Source organism: Klebsiella sp. GG_Kp175 (assembly GCF_040062325.1).
Taxonomy (GTDB): Bacteria; Pseudomonadota; Gammaproteobacteria; order Enterobacterales; family Enterobacteriaceae; genus Klebsiella; species Klebsiella quasipneumoniae.
On the sequence record NZ_JBEAFX010000002.1, the window covers coordinates 386,140 to 400,642 of the forward strand.

General features: G+C 62.3%; 14 protein-coding genes. 6 read left to right on the top strand and 8 right to left on the bottom strand.

Translation table 11 applies throughout. The features are described from left to right. Positions 1-57 precede the first annotated feature (57 nt). Both ABLU73_RS05000 and ABLU73_RS05005 read left to right on the top strand, forming a co-directional pair. Positions 58-1,869 carry an adenine deaminase C-terminal domain-containing protein gene (locus tag ABLU73_RS05000; RefSeq protein ID WP_208692355.1) on the top strand — a complete coding sequence of 604 codons (1,812 nt, stop codon included), beginning with the start codon at positions 58-60 and terminating at the stop codon, positions 1,867-1,869. Positions 1,870-1,871: 2 nt separating this feature from the next. Continuing rightward, complete coding sequence (locus tag ABLU73_RS05005) at positions 1,872-3,215, top strand: NCS2 family permease (protein ID WP_264924491.1); 1,344 nt, start codon at positions 1,872-1,874, stop codon at positions 3,213-3,215. On the opposite strand, the gene ABLU73_RS05010 is transcribed toward ABLU73_RS05005, so the two are convergent. Next, positions 3,205-4,104, bottom strand: a complete 900-nt coding sequence (locus tag ABLU73_RS05010) for a LysR family transcriptional regulator (RefSeq protein ID WP_004201589.1) — start codon at positions 4,102-4,104, stop codon at positions 3,205-3,207. The genes ABLU73_RS05005 and ABLU73_RS05010 overlap by 11 nt on opposite strands. A gap of 183 nt (positions 4,105-4,287) precedes the next feature. On the opposite strand from ABLU73_RS05010, the gene ABLU73_RS05015 reads away from it, so the two are divergent. Together ABLU73_RS05015 and ABLU73_RS05020 are read left to right on the top strand one after the other, a co-directional pair. Continuing rightward, entirely contained in the window at positions 4,288-4,605 is a 318-nt protein-coding gene (locus tag ABLU73_RS05015) for an RcnB family protein (RefSeq protein WP_004201590.1), read from the top strand. After that, positions 4,580-5,041 (top strand): GNAT family N-acetyltransferase, encoded by a 462-nt coding sequence (locus tag ABLU73_RS05020; RefSeq protein WP_053810136.1) that lies wholly within the window; start codon positions 4,580-4,582, stop codon positions 5,039-5,041. The genes ABLU73_RS05015 and ABLU73_RS05020 overlap by 26 nt, the downstream gene beginning before the upstream one ends. Here ABLU73_RS05020 and apbC read toward each other — a convergent pair. Then, a complete protein-coding gene (gene apbC, locus ABLU73_RS05025; RefSeq protein ID WP_004201592.1) occupies positions 5,038-6,147 on the bottom strand; it encodes an iron-sulfur cluster carrier protein ApbC in 1,110 nt (369 codons plus the stop codon). The two genes, ABLU73_RS05020 and apbC, sit on opposite strands and share 4 nt — an antisense overlap. Positions 6,148-6,300: 153 nt before the next feature. Here apbC and metG point away from each other — a divergent pair, with 153 nt between their 5' ends. After that, a complete protein-coding gene (gene metG, locus ABLU73_RS05030) occupies positions 6,301-8,334 on the top strand; it encodes a methionine--tRNA ligase (RefSeq protein ID WP_064157330.1) in 2,034 nt (677 codons plus the stop codon). Between the two features lie 109 nt (positions 8,335-8,443). Here metG and ABLU73_RS05035 read toward each other — a convergent pair whose 3' ends face one another. Genes ABLU73_RS05035 through ABLU73_RS05045 form a run of 3 tightly spaced genes read right to left on the bottom strand, consistent with a single transcriptional unit; the run spans position 8,444 to position 11,363 of the window. Continuing rightward, positions 8,444-8,914: a DUF1456 family protein gene (locus tag ABLU73_RS05035; protein ID WP_264924487.1), complete on the bottom strand. Its 471-nt coding sequence runs from the start codon at positions 8,912-8,914 to the stop codon at positions 8,444-8,446. A 47-nt stretch (positions 8,915-8,961) separates the two neighbouring features. Continuing rightward, entirely contained in the window at positions 8,962-9,681 is a 720-nt protein-coding gene (gene btsR, locus ABLU73_RS05040) for a two-component system response regulator BtsR (RefSeq protein ID WP_004144215.1), read from the bottom strand. Next, on the bottom strand, positions 9,675-11,363 hold the full coding sequence (locus tag ABLU73_RS05045; RefSeq protein ID WP_048295202.1) for a sensor histidine kinase: 1,689 nt from the start codon (positions 11,361-11,363) through the stop codon (positions 9,675-9,677). The genes btsR and ABLU73_RS05045 overlap by 7 nt, the downstream gene beginning before the upstream one ends. A 229-nt stretch (positions 11,364-11,592) precedes the next feature. Between ABLU73_RS05045 and ABLU73_RS05050 the strand changes: the two genes are divergently transcribed. Continuing rightward, the gene (locus ABLU73_RS05050; protein ID WP_002912762.1) at positions 11,593-11,706 is read left to right on the top strand and encodes a protein YohO; all 114 of its coding nucleotides are present in this window, start codon (positions 11,593-11,595) and stop codon (positions 11,704-11,706) included. On the opposite strand, the gene ABLU73_RS05055 is transcribed toward ABLU73_RS05050, so the two are convergent. Genes ABLU73_RS05055 through ABLU73_RS05065 form a run of 3 tightly spaced genes read right to left on the bottom strand, consistent with a single transcriptional unit; the run spans position 11,681 to position 14,499 of the window. Continuing rightward, entirely contained in the window at positions 11,681-12,418 is a 738-nt protein-coding gene (locus ABLU73_RS05055; RefSeq protein ID WP_094311358.1) for an ABC transporter permease, read from the bottom strand. The genes ABLU73_RS05050 and ABLU73_RS05055 overlap by 26 nt on opposite strands. Beyond that, positions 12,402-13,349, bottom strand: coding sequence for an ABC transporter ATP-binding protein (locus ABLU73_RS05060; protein WP_064150965.1), 948 nt, complete (start codon positions 13,347-13,349; stop codon positions 12,402-12,404). Before ABLU73_RS05060 ends, ABLU73_RS05055 begins: the two co-directional genes overlap by 17 nt. Then, on the bottom strand, positions 13,342-14,499 hold the full coding sequence (locus ABLU73_RS05065; protein WP_032456398.1) for an ABC transporter permease: 1,158 nt from the start codon (positions 14,497-14,499) through the stop codon (positions 13,342-13,344). Before ABLU73_RS05065 ends, ABLU73_RS05060 begins: the two co-directional genes overlap by 8 nt. Positions 14,500-14,503 lie beyond the last annotated feature (4 nt).

Sequence of the window (14,503 nt, forward strand, 5' to 3'; positions counted from 1 at the left end):
GGGCAAACGTTTGCTGTGCCCCTAGAGTATCCGCATTATCCTTGTGCCGGAGTGGTTATGTCCAGCAATGCTCAAGTCCGCCGTCGCGCCGTGCAGGCCGCGCGCGGCGAATCCCCGTTTGATCTGCTGCTGGTCGATGCGCAGATCGTCGATATGGCCACGGGCGAAATTCGCCCCGCTGACATCGGTATCGTCGGCGAGATGATCGCCAGCGTCCACCCCCGCGGCAGCCGCGCCGACGCCCATGAAGTGCATTCCCTGGCCGGTAGCTACCTGTCGCCCGGCCTGATGGACACCCATGTGCACCTCGAAAGCTCGCATCTGCCACCCGAGCGCTACGCCGAAATCGTCCTCACCCAGGGCACCACCGCGGTGTTCTGGGATCCGCATGAGCTGGCCAATGTCCTCGGCGTCGAGGGTGTGCGCTACGCGGTAGACGCCAGCCGCCACCTGCCGCTGCAGGTGATGGTCGCCGCGCCGTCGAGCGTCCCCTCCACCCCCGGCCTTGAAATGTCCGGCGCCGATTTCGCCGGCGCGGAAATGGAGACCATGCTCGGCTGGCCGGAAGTGCGCGGCGTGGCGGAAGTGATGGATATGCACGGCGTGCTGCACGGCAGCGAGCGGATGCAGGAGATTGTCCAGGCCGGTCTTAACAGCGGTAAACTGATTGAAGGCCATGCCCGTGGCCTGAGCGGCGCCGACCTGCAGGCCTACCTCGCCGCCGGCGTCACCTCCGATCATGAACTGACCTCGGCGGACGACGCGCTGGAAAAACTGCGCGCCGGACTGACGATCGAGATCCGCGGCTCGCACCCCTATCTGCTGCCGGATATCGTCGCGGCGTTGAAAACGCTGCCGCACCTCTCCTCGCAGATCACCGTCTGCACCGATGACGTGCCGCCGGATATGCTGCTGGAGAAAGGCGGGATCATCGCCCTGCTCAACCTGCTGATCGAGCACGGTTTACCGGCGGTCGACGCGCTGCGTTTCGCCACCCTCAACGCCGCTATTCGTCTGCAGCGCCACGATCTCGGGCTGATTGCCGCCGGGCGACGCGCCGACCTGGTGGTGTTTGACTCCCTGGAAAAACTGGCGGCCCGCGAAGTCTATGTTGGCGGGGAACGGCTGGCCCATGCCGGCCGCCTGCTGAAGCCGATCGCCCCGGCGCCGGGCGTGACGCCGCCGCGCGATACCTTACAGATAGCCCCCCTCGCCGCCGATGACTTTATCCTGCGCATCAAGGGCATTCGCCACGGCGTCGCCCGCCTGCGCCATATCCGCGGCGCGCGCTTCACCCAGTGGGGTGAGGTCGAGGTGCAGATCCGCGACGGCCAGGTCCAGCTGCCCGCCGGCTTCAGCCTGATCTGGGTCAAGCACCGCCACGGCCGCCATCAGGCGACGCCGCAAATCGCCCTGCTTGAAGGCTGGGGCGAGCTGCGCGGCGCCATCGCCACCAGCTACTCCCACGACTCACACAATCTGGTGGTGCTCGGGCGCGATGCTGAGGATATGGCGCTGGCGGCCAACCAGCTTATCGCCTCCGGCGGCGGGATGGCGCTGGCGCAACAGGGCGAGATCCTCGCCCATGTGGCGATGCCGATTGCCGGCATGCTGTCGGATCTGCCGGCCGCCGAGCTGGCGCGTCAGTTCCGCGAGCTGCGCGATCTGAGCAGCAGAGTCGCTGACTGGGAGCCGCCGTACCGGGTCTTCAAGGCTATTGAAGGCACCTGTCTTGCCTGTAACGCCGGGCCGCATTTAACCGATTTGGGTCTCACCGACGGCGGCAGCCGCCAGATAGTCGACCCGTTGATAGCCTGCCGGGAGACCCCGGCGCCAACGCCTCACAACAATAATCCTCAGGGAGCCTGAGCATGGCCGATAACACACTTCACTCTTCCGCCCGCGATAACTGGCTGGAGCGCCGCTTTGCGCTGCGCTCGCGCGGCGGCACGCTACGCACTGAATGCCTGGCCGGGATCACCGGTTTCCTCGCCGCCGCCTATTTACTGGTGGTCATCCCGGGACTGCTGGCGATCGGCGGGATGGACAAAGGCGCCGCCACCACCGGCACCATTCTGGTCTTCGTCGTCGGTTCGCTGCTGATGGCGTTTTACGCCAACCTGCCGTTTATCGTCGGCCCGGGCATTGGCGGCTCGGTGCTGGTAGGGGTTACGCTGGCCGGTAGCGAGGGGATTGGCTGGCAGACAGGCCTCGGGATCGCCTGCTGGTCAGGGGTTCTCTTCTTCCTGCTGACCTGCTTTGGCCTGCGCGAAGTGGTCACCCGCTCGGTGCCGCAGTCGATCAAGCTGGGGCTGACGGCCTCCATCGGCCTGTTTGTCGCCGTCCTCGGCTTTCGCAACGCCGGGCTGGTGCTCGCCAATGCGAAAACCAACGCCCTGATGCTCGGCGACTTTCTCGCCCCCGGCGCGCTGGTGGCGCTGTGCGGCCTGTTCCTGGCGATAGCCCTGCAGGCGCGTAAGGTGCCGGGCGCCATTTTGTGGGCCATTCTGTGCGCTACCCTGGTGGGGATCCCGTTCGGCGTGACCAAACTGCCGACGCATTTTATCGATGTCCCCCACTCGCTGGCGCCGGTGCTGGGACAGGTTGACCTGCTGGGGGCGTTAAACATCGCCTTCCTGCCGTTCCTGTTCGTCTTTTTCGCTTCTGAGTTTTTCTCCACCATGGGGACGACGCTGGCGGTGGGCGGCGAGGCAGGTCTGCTGGATGAAGAAGGCAACATGCCGCAGATTAATCGCCCGTTTATGGTCGATTCGATTGCTGCGGCGCTCGGCCCGTGGGTGGGGATTCCGGCGGCAACGGCGCTGATCGAGTCCTCGGCGGCAGCGGAAGCCGGCGGCAAAACCGGCCTCACCGCGCTGTCGGCGGCGGTGATGTTCCTGCTGATGCTGCTGTTCACGCCGGTGGCGCTGATGATCCCGAAGGAGGCCACCGCCCCGGCGCTGATCCTGATCGGCCTGAACATGTTCAGCGGCCTGCGCAAAGTGGATCTCGGCAACTTCACCGACGGCCTGCCGGTACTGATGATGGTGATGATCACCCTCATCGCCAACAGCTTCGGCACCGGTATCGCCGGCGGGCTGCTGTTTTACATTGTGATCAAGGCCATCGCCGGCAAGTGGCGGGAAATCCCGATTGGCCTGTGGGTGCTGGCCGTCCCTCTGGTCTACTACTTCGCGACCTTAGTCAGACATTAAGCCCTTCACAATGTGCTTTCACCTCTTCATATAACAAACGCACCGCGGCAGAGAGCTGCTTGCGGTGCGGACAAATCAGGTTCAACGGCACCATATCCCCCTGGTAACGCGGCAGCAGGCGCCGCAGGCGGCCCGCCCGCAGATCGTCGCTGACGTCGAGCATCGATTTATAGGCAATGCCCTCCCCGGCCACCGCCAGCCGCCGGATCACCTCCGCGTCGTCGCTCATCACCGTGCCGGAGACCTTCTGCTGCTGAACTTCTCCGTCGAGGCTCAGTGACCAGCGGTCGAACGGGCGGCCGCGCAAAATGTAGATCAACGCATTGTGCTGGCCGAGCTCCTGAAGGGTCTGCGGCTCGCCGTGGCGGGCGATCCACTCTGGGGAGGCCACCAGCACCCGACGATTTTCCGGCGCCACCGGCAGCGAAATAAACGAGGCGTCATCGTTATTGCCATAGCGAAACGCGACGTCCACCGGATCTTTAAACACGTCGGTCAGCTGGTCGGAAAAGAGCAGCCGCAGGCGCAGCGCCGGATGGCGTTGCCGAAAGTCGCGGAACAAGGTCAGGAGCAGGTTACGCCCGAGGTCTGACGGCACGGCAATCTGCAGCATGCCGCGAATTTCATCATCCGGGGTCTGGATCTTCTGCAGGCCGGCCTCGAGGGTATCGAGCATCTGGGTGGCATACGGCAGCCAGGTCTCCCCCTCCGGCGTCAGGCGCAGGCTGCGGGTCGAGCGGGCGAACAGGCGAATATTGAGGATCGTCTCCAGACGTTTAATCGCCGCGCTCACCTGCGCCGGCTGCTGCCCCGCCTCGCGCGCGGCGTCGCTAAAACTGCCCAGTGCCGCGGCGCGGACAAATAAGGTCAGATCTTCCAACCTGAACATGCCGATTCTCCCCTGCTTCAGATTGCTCCCAAAATACGCATCACCGTCGCTGCAACGCAAGCGGCGCCGGACTTGCGCCGTGTTTTGCTTACACTTTTTAAAAATCCAGTGCTTGCCATTTCAGCAACGCATCAGGAATGATACGAGGCTGCTATTTTGAGTCCAGGTAATATTGAGGAAATTATGCGTAAAACAAAAATGATGCTTCTGGGCGTACTCCTTGCCACCGCTGGCGCCAGCTGGACGGCTTCTGCCGCGGGGATCGATCAGTATGCGCTGAAAGAGTTCACCGCCGACTTCACCCAGTTTCACATTGGCGACACCGTTCCGGCGATGTACCTTACCCCGGAATACAACATCAAAGGCTGGCAGCAGCGTAATCTTCCCGCGCCGGACGCCGGCAGCCACTGGACCTATATGGGCGGTAACTACGTGCTGATCACCGACACCGAAGGCAAAATCCTCAAGGTGTACGATGGTGAGATCTTCTATCATCGCTGATCCGCTTAATATCCGCATCCGCCCCGGCGAACCAGCGGACTCTCCGGCGCTGCGCCAGCTCTTCCTGCGGGCGCGCAGTGTATCGTGGACCTGGCTTCCCTCCACGACCTGGCGGCTGGAAGATTTCGATGCCGCCACCGCGGATGAACAGCTGTGGGTCGCGGAATGCGACGGCCTGCCGGTGGGCTTTGCCGCCGTATGGACCGCCGATAATTTCCTTCACCATCTGTTCGTCGACCCGGACTGGCAGGGCAAACATATCGGCAGCGCGCTGCTGGCGCAGGTCGAACGGACCTTTACCGCCAGCGGGACGCTGAAGTGCCTGATGGAAAATAAAAACGCCCTGCGCTTCTACCAGCGTCACGGCTGGACCATCGAAGCACAGGGCGCCTCGCCCGAGGGCGGATACTGGCTGATGCGCTCGCCGCGGCCTTAAACGGCGCGGAAGGCAATCTCACCCGGGATCACTTCTCCCTGCCAGTACATCTGGGCCGCCACCCGGCCCGCCAGCTGGCGGTAAATGTCGGTAAATTCGCTTTCCGGACGCGCCACCACCGTCGGCGTGCCGTTATCCAGATCTTCCCGCAGCGTAATATGCAGCGGCAGCTGGCCCAGCAGCTGGGTGTGGTATTTCTCGGCCAGTTTTTGCGCGCCGCCGGTGCCGAAGATCGGCTCGTGGTGCCCGCAGTTGCTGCAGATATGCATGCTCATGTTTTCCACGATCCCCAGCACTGGCACTTCCACTTTCTCGAACATCACGATGCCCTTTTTGGCGTCGATCAGCGCGATGTCCTGCGGCGTGGTGACCACCACCGCGCCGGTGACCGGAATGTTCTGCGCCAGCGTCAGTTGAATGTCGCCAGTGCCCGGCGGCATATCCAGCACCAGGTAATCCAGATCCGGCCACAGGGTCTCCTGCAGCATCTGCATCAGCGCCTTGCTGGCCATCGGGCCGCGCCAGACCATGGCGTTGTCGTCAGTCACCAGGTAGCCGATGGAATTGGTGGCCAGCCCGTACTTCATGATCGGCGCCATATGGGTGCCGTCCGGCGAGGTCGGGCGGCTGTCCTCCGCGCCAAGCATGGTGGGAATCGACGGGCCGTAGATATCGGCATCCAGAATGCCCACCTTCGCCCCTTCCGCGGCGAGTGCCAGCGCCAGGTTTACCGCCGTGGAGGATTTACCGACGCCGCCTTTCCCGGAGCTGATGGCGATAATGTTCTTCACGCCGTTGATCCCGGGCTGGTTTTTCACGCGCTTGAGGGTGGCGATGCTGTGGGTCAGCTTCCAGTCGATAGCCTTCGCGCCAGTGATGCGCAGCAGCTCGGCGCTACACTGCTCTTTCAGCGCTTCGAAGGCGCTGCTCCAGACGAACGGCATCTGCAGCTCAATATGAATGGTATCATCCAGCCAGGCGACATGGTGCAGCGCCTTGAGGGTGGTGAGGTTATGCTTCAGGGTTGGGTGCTGGAAATTGGCCAGCGTCCCGGCGACCATCGCACGTAGGCGCTCGGGGGATTTGGCCTGGGATTGCGAATTCATCCCGACTCCTTTGTTGTTTTGAGATGCTTTCAGTAATCACAGAGTTTATCACAGGTAAGGATTATCCATATATGGGCAGCCATTTATGGCGCACCCACAGCCCTTTTGGTAATATCGGAAGCCCTTTTTACAACAGAAGATGTAATGCTCACTATGACTCAAGTCGCGAAGAAAATTCTGGTAACGTGCGCCCTGCCGTACGCCAACGGCTCCATCCACCTCGGCCACATGCTGGAGCACATCCAGGCTGATGTCTGGGTCCGTTACCAGCGAATGCGCGGCCATGAAGTCAACTTCATCTGCGCCGACGACGCCCACGGCACGCCGATTATGCTCAAGGCGCAACAGCTCGGTATCACTCCGGAGCAGATGATTGGTGAGATGAGCCAGGAGCATCAGACCGATTTTGCCGGCTTCGACATCAGCTACGATAACTATCACTCGACGCATAGCGATGAGAACCGCGAGCTGTCGGAGCTGATCTACACTCGTCTGAAAGAGAACGGTTTTATCAAAAACCGTACCATCTCTCAGCTCTACGATCCGGAAAAAGGCATGTTCCTGCCGGACCGTTTTGTGAAAGGCACCTGTCCGAAGTGTAAATCTCCAGACCAGTACGGCGATAACTGCGAAGTGTGCGGCGCGACTTACAGCCCTACCGAGCTTATCGACCCGAAATCGGTGGTCTCCGGCGCCACGCCGGTGATGCGTGACTCCGAACACTTCTTCTTCGACCTGCCGTCATTCAGCGAAATGCTGCAGGCGTGGACCCGCAGCGGCGCGCTGCAGGAGCAGGTGGCGAACAAAATGCAGGAGTGGTTTGAGTCCGGCCTGCAGCAGTGGGACATCTCCCGCGATGCGCCGTACTTCGGCTTCGAAATTCCGAACGCGCCGGGCAAATACTTCTACGTCTGGCTGGACGCGCCGATCGGCTACATGGGCTCCTTCAAGAACCTGTGCGACAAGCGCGGCGACACCACCAGCTTCGACGAATACTGGAAGAAAGACTCCACGGCCGAGCTGTATCACTTTATCGGCAAGGACATCGTCTACTTCCACAGCCTGTTCTGGCCGGCGATGCTGGAAGGCAGCAACTTCCGTAAGCCGACTAACCTGTTCGTGCACGGCTACGTGACGGTCAACGGCGCGAAGATGTCCAAGTCGCGCGGGACCTTTATCAAGGCCAGCACCTGGTTAAATCATTTCGACGCTGACAGCCTGCGCTACTACTACACCGCCAAGCTCTCTTCGCGCATCGATGACATCGACCTTAACCTGGAAGACTTTATCCAGCGCGTGAATGCCGACATCGTCAACAAGGTGGTTAACCTCGCATCGCGCAACGCCGGCTTTATCAGCAAGCGTTTTGACGGCGTGCTGGCCGCTGAGCTGGCCGACCCGGCGCTGTACAAAACCTTCACCGACGCGGCGGAAAGCATCGGCGAAGCGTGGGACAGCCGCGAGTTCGGTAAGGCCATCCGCGAAATCATGGCGCTCGCCGACGTGGCCAACCGCTATGTCGATGAGCAGGCGCCGTGGGTGGTGGCGAAACAGGAAGGCCGCGACGCCGACCTGCAGGCCATCTGCACCATGGGTCTGAACATGTTCCGCGTGCTGATGACCTGGCTGAAACCGGTCCTGCCGCAGCTGGCCGCGCGTGCGGAAGCGTTCCTTAACAGCGAGCTGAGCTGGGACGCCATTCAGCAGCCGCTGCTGGCGCATAAGGTCAATCCGTTTAAGGCGCTGTACAACCGCATCGAGATGAAACAGGTCGAAGCCCTGGTTGAAGCGTCAAAAGAAGAGGTGAAAGCCGCAGCTGCGCCAGTGACCGGCCCGCTGGCGGACGATCCGATTCAGGACACCATCACCTTTGACGATTTCGCCAAAGTCGATCTGCGCGTGGCGCTGATTGAGAACGCGGAATTTGTTGAAGGCTCCGACAAGCTGCTGCGCCTGACGCTGGATCTTGGCGGCGAGAAGCGTAACGTCTTCTCCGGCATCCGCTCCGCTTATCCGGATCCGCAGCCGCTGATTGGCCGCCTGACGGTGATGGTCGCCAACCTGGCGCCGCGCAAAATGCGCTTCGGTATCTCGGAAGGGATGGTGATGGCCGCCGGCCCTGGCGGGAAGGATATCTTCCTGTTAAGCCCTGACGACGGCGCCAAGCCGGGTCAGCAGGTGAAATAATAAAAAAGCCGGATTAACCATCCGGCTTTTTTTTGCCCGGCGGCGCTGCGCTTGCACGGGCTTACGGGTTATGTAGACCGGGTAAGGCGAAACCGCCACCCGGCAAAAATCACGGTTTCGGGTGATGCACCCGCTGGGTCAGCCCGCGCAGGAAATTGCGCAGAAACTGGTCGCCGCACTCGCGGTAGTTTTTGTGGTCAGGCGATCGCATCATGGCGGTCACTTCCGGCACCGACACGCGGTATTTCTGCTCGCTCATGATCGCCACAATATCGTCCGTTTTCAGCGAGAAGGCGATCCGTAGCTTTTTCAGCACCGTGTTGTTATTCACCCGACGCTCCAGCGCTAACTCCGGCGCCGAATCGTCTTTGCCGCGCTTGTCATAGATAAGGCCGTTGAGGAAACCCGACAGGATAATGTCCGGGCAGCGGACAAAGCCCTCTTCATCCTCTTTCGTGGTCCAAGTGTCGAAGCTGGCGGAGGTGGATTCCATCGCGGATAGCGCAAGAATGCGCACCATATCGTTATTATTGATTTTCAGGGTGTAGCGCAGGCTACGAAGAATATCATTACTGAGCATGAGTGCCTTTTACTGTCGATGATGCAATGGGGCGCAGTGTAGCAGCTTTACAGGCCAATCGCCTCTTTCAGGCTTTTTAAATAGCGTCGGCTCACCGGCACCGTTTGCCCGGCGCGCATTAGCAGCTCCGCCTGACCATTCTCCTCCAGGCGAATCTCCTTCAGGTGCGCCATATTCACCAGATACTGGCGATGGCAGCGCAGCAGCGGCGTGCGGCTCTCAAGGGTGCGCAGGGTCAGCTCGGTAAACCCTTCCTTGCCCTCGCGGTCGGTCACGTAGATGCCGCTCATCCGGCTGCTGACGAAGGCTACATCCTCCATCTGCAGCAGCCAGATACGGCTGTGACCGGTACAGGGTATGTATTTCAGCGTCTGCTGAGCATCATCCAGCAGCGACACATCCTGCAGATTACGCTCCTGGCGCAGGCGGGCGAGGGTTTTCTCCAGCCGCGCAGCTTCAATCGGCTTGAGCAGATAGTCAAAAGCGTGCTCCTCAAAGGCTTTCACCGCGTATTCATCAAAGGCGGTGAGAAACACAATATAGGGGCGGTGCTCCGGGTCGAGCATCCCGACCATCTCCAGACCGCTGATGCGCGGCATCTGGATGTCGAGAAACAACACGTCGGGACGCAGCTTATGTACCGCGCCAATCGCCTCCACCGCGTTGCCGCACTCGCCGACGATCTCGATATCGCGCTGTGTCTCCAGCAATATACGCAGGTTTTCCCGCGCCAGCGGCTCATCATCGACGATCAATACTCTCAGCATGCATTCTCCTCCAGGGGCAGACGTAGGGTGACACGGGTAAAGCGCTCCGGCTCGCAGGTGACGCTGATGCCGCAGTCGGCGCCAAAACGCGCCCGCAGCCGCCTGTCCACCAGATTCATCCCCAGCCCGCTGGCCTGAGGGTTGGCCTGGTACAGCCCGGCGTTATCTTCGATATCCAGCTGCAGCCAGCGATCGTCCTGGCTGGCGCGAATGGTAATTTCGCCGACGCCAAGATGCTGCGATGTGCCATGCTTAATGGCGTTCTCCACGATCGGCTGCAGGGTAAAGGCCGGCAGCTGGTGATGCGCCAGCCCTTCCGGCACCGCCATCTGGATCTGCAGGTTAGCCTGAAAGCGGGCCTTCTCAATCTGCAGATAGGCGTTAACATGCTCTATCTCATCGGCGAGGGTGACGATTTCCGTCGGCCGCTTCAGGTTCTTGCGAAAGAAGGTCGACAGATACTGCACTAGCTGGCCGGCCTGCTCGCTGTCGCGACGGATCACCGCCTTCAGGGTGTTGAGCGCGTTAAACAGGAAGTGCGGGTTAACCTGGGCATGCAGGAGCTTGATTTCGGATTGCGTCAGCAGCGCCTTCTGCCGCTCGTACTGCCCGGCGAGGATCTGCGCCGACAGCAGCTGAGCAATCCCCTCTCCGAGGGTGCGGTTGATCGAACTGAACAGACGGTTTTTCGCCTCATACAGTTTGATGGTGCCGATCACCCGCTGGTTCTCACCGCGTAAGGGGATCACCAGCGTCGATCCCAGCTTACAGTGCGGATGAATCGAGCAGCGGTAGGGCACCTCGTTGCCGTCGGCATACACCACCTCCCCGGTCTCAATCGCCCGTTGCGTATACGACGAGGAGATAGGTTTGCCCGGCAGATGGTGGTCGTCGCCGATGCCGGTAAACGCCAGCAGCTTGTCGCGATCGGTGATCGCCACCGCGCCGATATCCAGCTCCTGGATAAGCACCTGGGCCACCTTCATGCTGTTCTCTTCGTTGAACCCCTGACGCAGGATCCCCTCGGTGGACGCCGCCACCTTCAGCGCCGTGGCGGAAAAAGCGGAGGTGTACTTCTCGAACATCGCCCGCTTGTCCAGCAGAATGCGCATAAACAGCGCCGCACCGACGGTATTGGTCACCATCATCGGCGCGGCAATGCTCTGCACCAGATGCAGGGCGTCCTGGAACGGGCGGGCAATCAGCAGAATGATCATCATCTGCACCAGCTCGGCCACGAAGGTGATCGCCCCGGCGGTGAGCGGGCTAAAGACTTTGTCCGGCCGGCTGCGTTTGACCAGCACGCTGTGCACCAGACCGCCCAGTAGCCCCTCGACGATGGTGGAGACCATGCAGCTTAAGGCGGTCATCCCCCCCAGCGAGTAGCGGTGCAGGCCGCCGGTCAGCCCCACCAGCCCGCCGACCACCGGGCCGCCGAGCAGGCCGCCCATCACGGCGCCGATGGCGCGGGTATTGGCGATAGAGTCTTCGATATGCAGACCAAAATAGGTCCCCATAATGCAGAAAATGGAGAAGGTGACGTAGCACAGCAGCTTGTGCGGCAGGCGAACGGTGACTTGCATCAGGGGGATAAACAGTCGGGTTTTGCTCATCAACCACGCGATGACCAAAAATACGCACATCTGCTGAAGCAGCAGCAACACCAGATCAAACTCGTACATACCCGCAAACCACACATTTCAGAAAGCGCGTACCATACCCTGACTGGCGAAAACTTTCTTTGAAGCCCTGCATAAAAATGAAAAATGACGGGCAGGATCACACTTTTTTGCGGCGCGTTGCTCAGCCAAAGCGGCAAAAAGCCCGGCGCGGCGCGCTAAACCGCAATTAATGTTTCATTAACACCTGCGCTTCACCGTATAATCCCCCTGTTAACATCAGGAGCCTATTATGAAGCCAGCGAAAATCGCGGTCGTCACTCTCTTCTTACTTATGGCCATCGGCGGGATCAGCGGCGTAATGCTGGCCGGCTATTCCTTTATTGTGCGTGGCGGTGTCGGCTGATCCAGCGGGTCAGACGCTCAAACGCGCGGTCGACAATGATCGCCGCCAGCGCCACCAGTAGCGCCCCCTGCACAATATAGGCGGTATTAAACCCGCTCAGGCCGATGATGATCGGCGTCCCAAGCGTATTGGCCCCCACCGTCGAGGCTATCGTCGCGGTACCAATATTGACGATGACCGAGGTGCGGATCCCCGCCAGGATCACCGGGGCCGCCAGCGGCAGCTCCACCTTATACAGACGCTGCCAGCCGGTCATTCCCATCCCTTCTGCCACATCTGACACGCCCGACGGTATCGAGCCCAGCCCGGCCAGCGTCCCCTGCAGCACCGGCAGTATGCCATACAGCGCGAGGGCGATCAGCGCCGGCAGCCAGCCAAAGCCCAGCACCGGTACCGCCATCGCCAGCACCGCCACCGGCGGAAAGGTCTGCCCGATAGCGGCGATGGTCTCCGCCAGCGGACGAAACGCGCTGCCCGCGGGCCGGGTAACCGCCACCCCTGCCCCCAGCCCGACGGCGGTTGCCACGAGGCTGGATACCACTACCAGCCAGCCGTGATCGAGAGTGAGCGCCCAGAAGCTCTCCTGCTGGTAAACCGGCCGCGGCAGCTCCGGAAACAGCCGGCTGAACAGCGGCGCGCTGTAGGGTAGCCCCATCAGCAGGCCGATGAACAGCGCGATAAGCCACCACAACGGCTCACGAAGCGCCTTCATGACTCGCCTCCTGGCGCAGCAGATCGGCAAAATGCAGCGTGCCGCAGGGCTGCCCCTCGGCATCCACCACCGGCAGCGCCTCGCAGCGCCGGGCGACAAACTGCGATAGCGCTTCCCGCAGGGTCATGGTGACGATCAGCCCCTCGCCCGCCAGCCGCTCGTCGGGGCGCAGATAGTCCCGCACCTCACGCAGCGACAGCAGGCGCACGCCCAGCTCGCTGCGGCCAAAAAAGGTCTGCACAAAGCTATTCTCTGGCCGCAGGAGCATCGCCAGCGGCGCCCCCTGCTGGACCACCTCGCCACCGTCCATCAGCACCAGGTGGTCCGCCAGACGTAGCGCTTCGTCAATATCATGGGTCACCAGGACAATCGTCCGCCCCAGCAGGCGGTGAATGCGCAGCATCTCCTGCTGCAGCGCCTCGCGGGTCACCGGGTCGAGGGCGCCGAAGGGTTCATCCATCAGCAGCACCTCCGGGTCTGCCGCCAGCGCCCGCGCCACCCCGACCCGCTGCTGTTGGCCGCCGGAAAGCTGATGGGGGTAGCGGTCGCGCAGCGTCGCCTCCAGCCCCAGCAGCGCCATCAGCTCGTCGACCCGGTCGGCGATCCTCGCCCGCGGCCATTTTTGCAGCTGCGGCACGGTGGCGATATTCTGCGCCACCGTCCAGTGGGGAAACAGGCCGATAGACTGGATGGCATAGCCCATCCGTCGCCGCAGGGTCAGGAGCGGCTGCTGGCGGATGTCTTCGCCGGCAAAGCGAACCATGCCCCGGTCCGGCTCCAGCAGGCGGTTGATCATTTTCAGCGTCGTCGACTTGCCCGAGCCGGAGGTGCCCACCAGCACCGAAAATGCGCCTTCGCGCAGCTCCAGGGTCAGGTCCTTCACCGCCGGGTGGCCGGCAAACGCTTTGCTGACCCCTTGAAACTCAATCATTGGCCTCTCCTTTTAGCCAGGCGCCCCACAGGGCGAACAGAGCATCCACCACCACCGCCAGGGCAATGGTCGGCACCACGCCCAGCAGCACCAGATCCAGCGCGCTGCTCAGCAGCCCCTGAAATACCAGCGCGCCAAAGCCGCCGGCGCCGATCAGCGCCGCCACCACCGCCATGCCGACGGTTTGCACGCTGACCACCCGCAGGCTGCGCAGCAGCACCGGCATCGCCAGCGGGAGCTGCACCTGGCGAAAGCGCTGCCCGGCGCTCATGCCCATCGCCGTCGCGCTCTCCAGCGCATCCTGCGGCACCTGCTGCAGGCCGGTCACCACCCCGCGCACCAGCGGCAGCAGCGCATACAACGTCAGGGCAATCAGGGCCGGCGCCACGCCGGTCCCGGAGACGCCCAGCTCGCCCAGCGCCGGAAAATAGCGCGCCACACCGGCAAGCGGGGCAATCAGCAGGCCGAACAGCGCCACCGACGGGATAGTCTGGATCACATTGAGCACAGTGAAGGCCGGCGCCTGCCAGCGCGGACGCCGCCAGAGCCATACCCCCAGCGGCAGGCCGATCAGCAGGCCCGGCAGCAGGGTGCCAAACAGCAGAAGCAGATGCTGGCGCAGAGCGTCGTCAAACACCTCCTGGCGGTTGGCATACTCTTTCAGCAGCGAGAGCTGATCGAGCGCCCCGGCGGCGAGCAGGATGATGGGCAGAAGCCAGACTTGCGCATTGAGCAGCCAGCGCCACAGCGGCCGGGCGGTAAGATGACGAATGGCCTCGCTGGCCAGCAGCAGGCAGAGCGCCAGCGACAGCCACAGGCCGCTGCCGGGCGAGGTGCGCGCCAGCGGCGAGCCGTGCCGGGAGAGCTCAAGCGCCGCCTGGCCGCTGCCCCAGATAAGCAGCGGGAAGAGCAGTTCGGCCAGCAGCAGATGGAGAAGCGGCGCGACCCTGCCCGGCAGCCAGCAGAGCAGGATCCCGGCGAGGGCTGCCGCCAGCTGAACGCCGGCGAGCCAGGGCATCACCTGCCACAGACCGCGCCCTTCCCCGGAGAGTAAGCGATTCGGCGCGTAAGTGATAAACGGCAGCGCCAGCGTAACCAGCAGCAGGCCTGTCAGCAGCAGGCCGACGCGGTGAGTACAGCGAATGGTCACCGGT

What these genes read in the sequence shown, in the direction of transcription:
- apbC (WP_004201592.1), bottom strand. Translation starts at nt 6,147, where the DNA reads ATGAATTCGCAATCCCAGGCCAAATCCCCCGAGCGCCTACGTGCGATG.
- ABLU73_RS05015 (WP_004201590.1), top strand. Translation starts at nt 4,288, where the DNA reads ATGCGTAAAACAAAAATGATGCTTCTGGGCGTACTCCTTGCCACCGCT.
- ABLU73_RS05005 (WP_264924491.1), top strand. Translation starts at nt 1,872, where the DNA reads ATGGCCGATAACACACTTCACTCTTCCGCCCGCGATAACTGGCTGGAG.
- ABLU73_RS05055 (WP_094311358.1), bottom strand. Translation starts at nt 12,418, where the DNA reads ATGAAGGCGCTTCGTGAGCCGTTGTGGTGGCTTATCGCGCTGTTCATC.
- ABLU73_RS05050 (WP_002912762.1), top strand. Translation starts at nt 11,593, where the DNA reads ATGAAGCCAGCGAAAATCGCGGTCGTCACTCTCTTCTTACTTATGGCC.
- ABLU73_RS05020 (WP_053810136.1), top strand. Translation starts at nt 4,580, where the DNA reads ATGGTGAGATCTTCTATCATCGCTGATCCGCTTAATATCCGCATCCGC.
- ABLU73_RS05000 (WP_208692355.1), top strand. Translation starts at nt 58, where the DNA reads ATGTCCAGCAATGCTCAAGTCCGCCGTCGCGCCGTGCAGGCCGCGCGC.
- btsR (WP_004144215.1), bottom strand. Translation starts at nt 9,681, where the DNA reads ATGCTGAGAGTATTGATCGTCGATGATGAGCCGCTGGCGCGGGAAAAC.
- ABLU73_RS05010 (WP_004201589.1), bottom strand. Translation starts at nt 4,104, where the DNA reads ATGTTCAGGTTGGAAGATCTGACCTTATTTGTCCGCGCCGCGGCACTG.
- ABLU73_RS05060 (WP_064150965.1), bottom strand. Translation starts at nt 13,349, where the DNA reads ATGATTGAGTTTCAAGGGGTCAGCAAAGCGTTTGCCGGCCACCCGGCG.
- ABLU73_RS05035 (WP_264924487.1), bottom strand. Translation starts at nt 8,914, where the DNA reads ATGCTCAGTAATGATATTCTTCGTAGCCTGCGCTACACCCTGAAAATC.
- metG (WP_064157330.1), top strand. Translation starts at nt 6,301, where the DNA reads ATGACTCAAGTCGCGAAGAAAATTCTGGTAACGTGCGCCCTGCCGTAC.
- ABLU73_RS05045 (WP_048295202.1), bottom strand. Translation starts at nt 11,363, where the DNA reads ATGTACGAGTTTGATCTGGTGTTGCTGCTGCTTCAGCAGATGTGCGTA.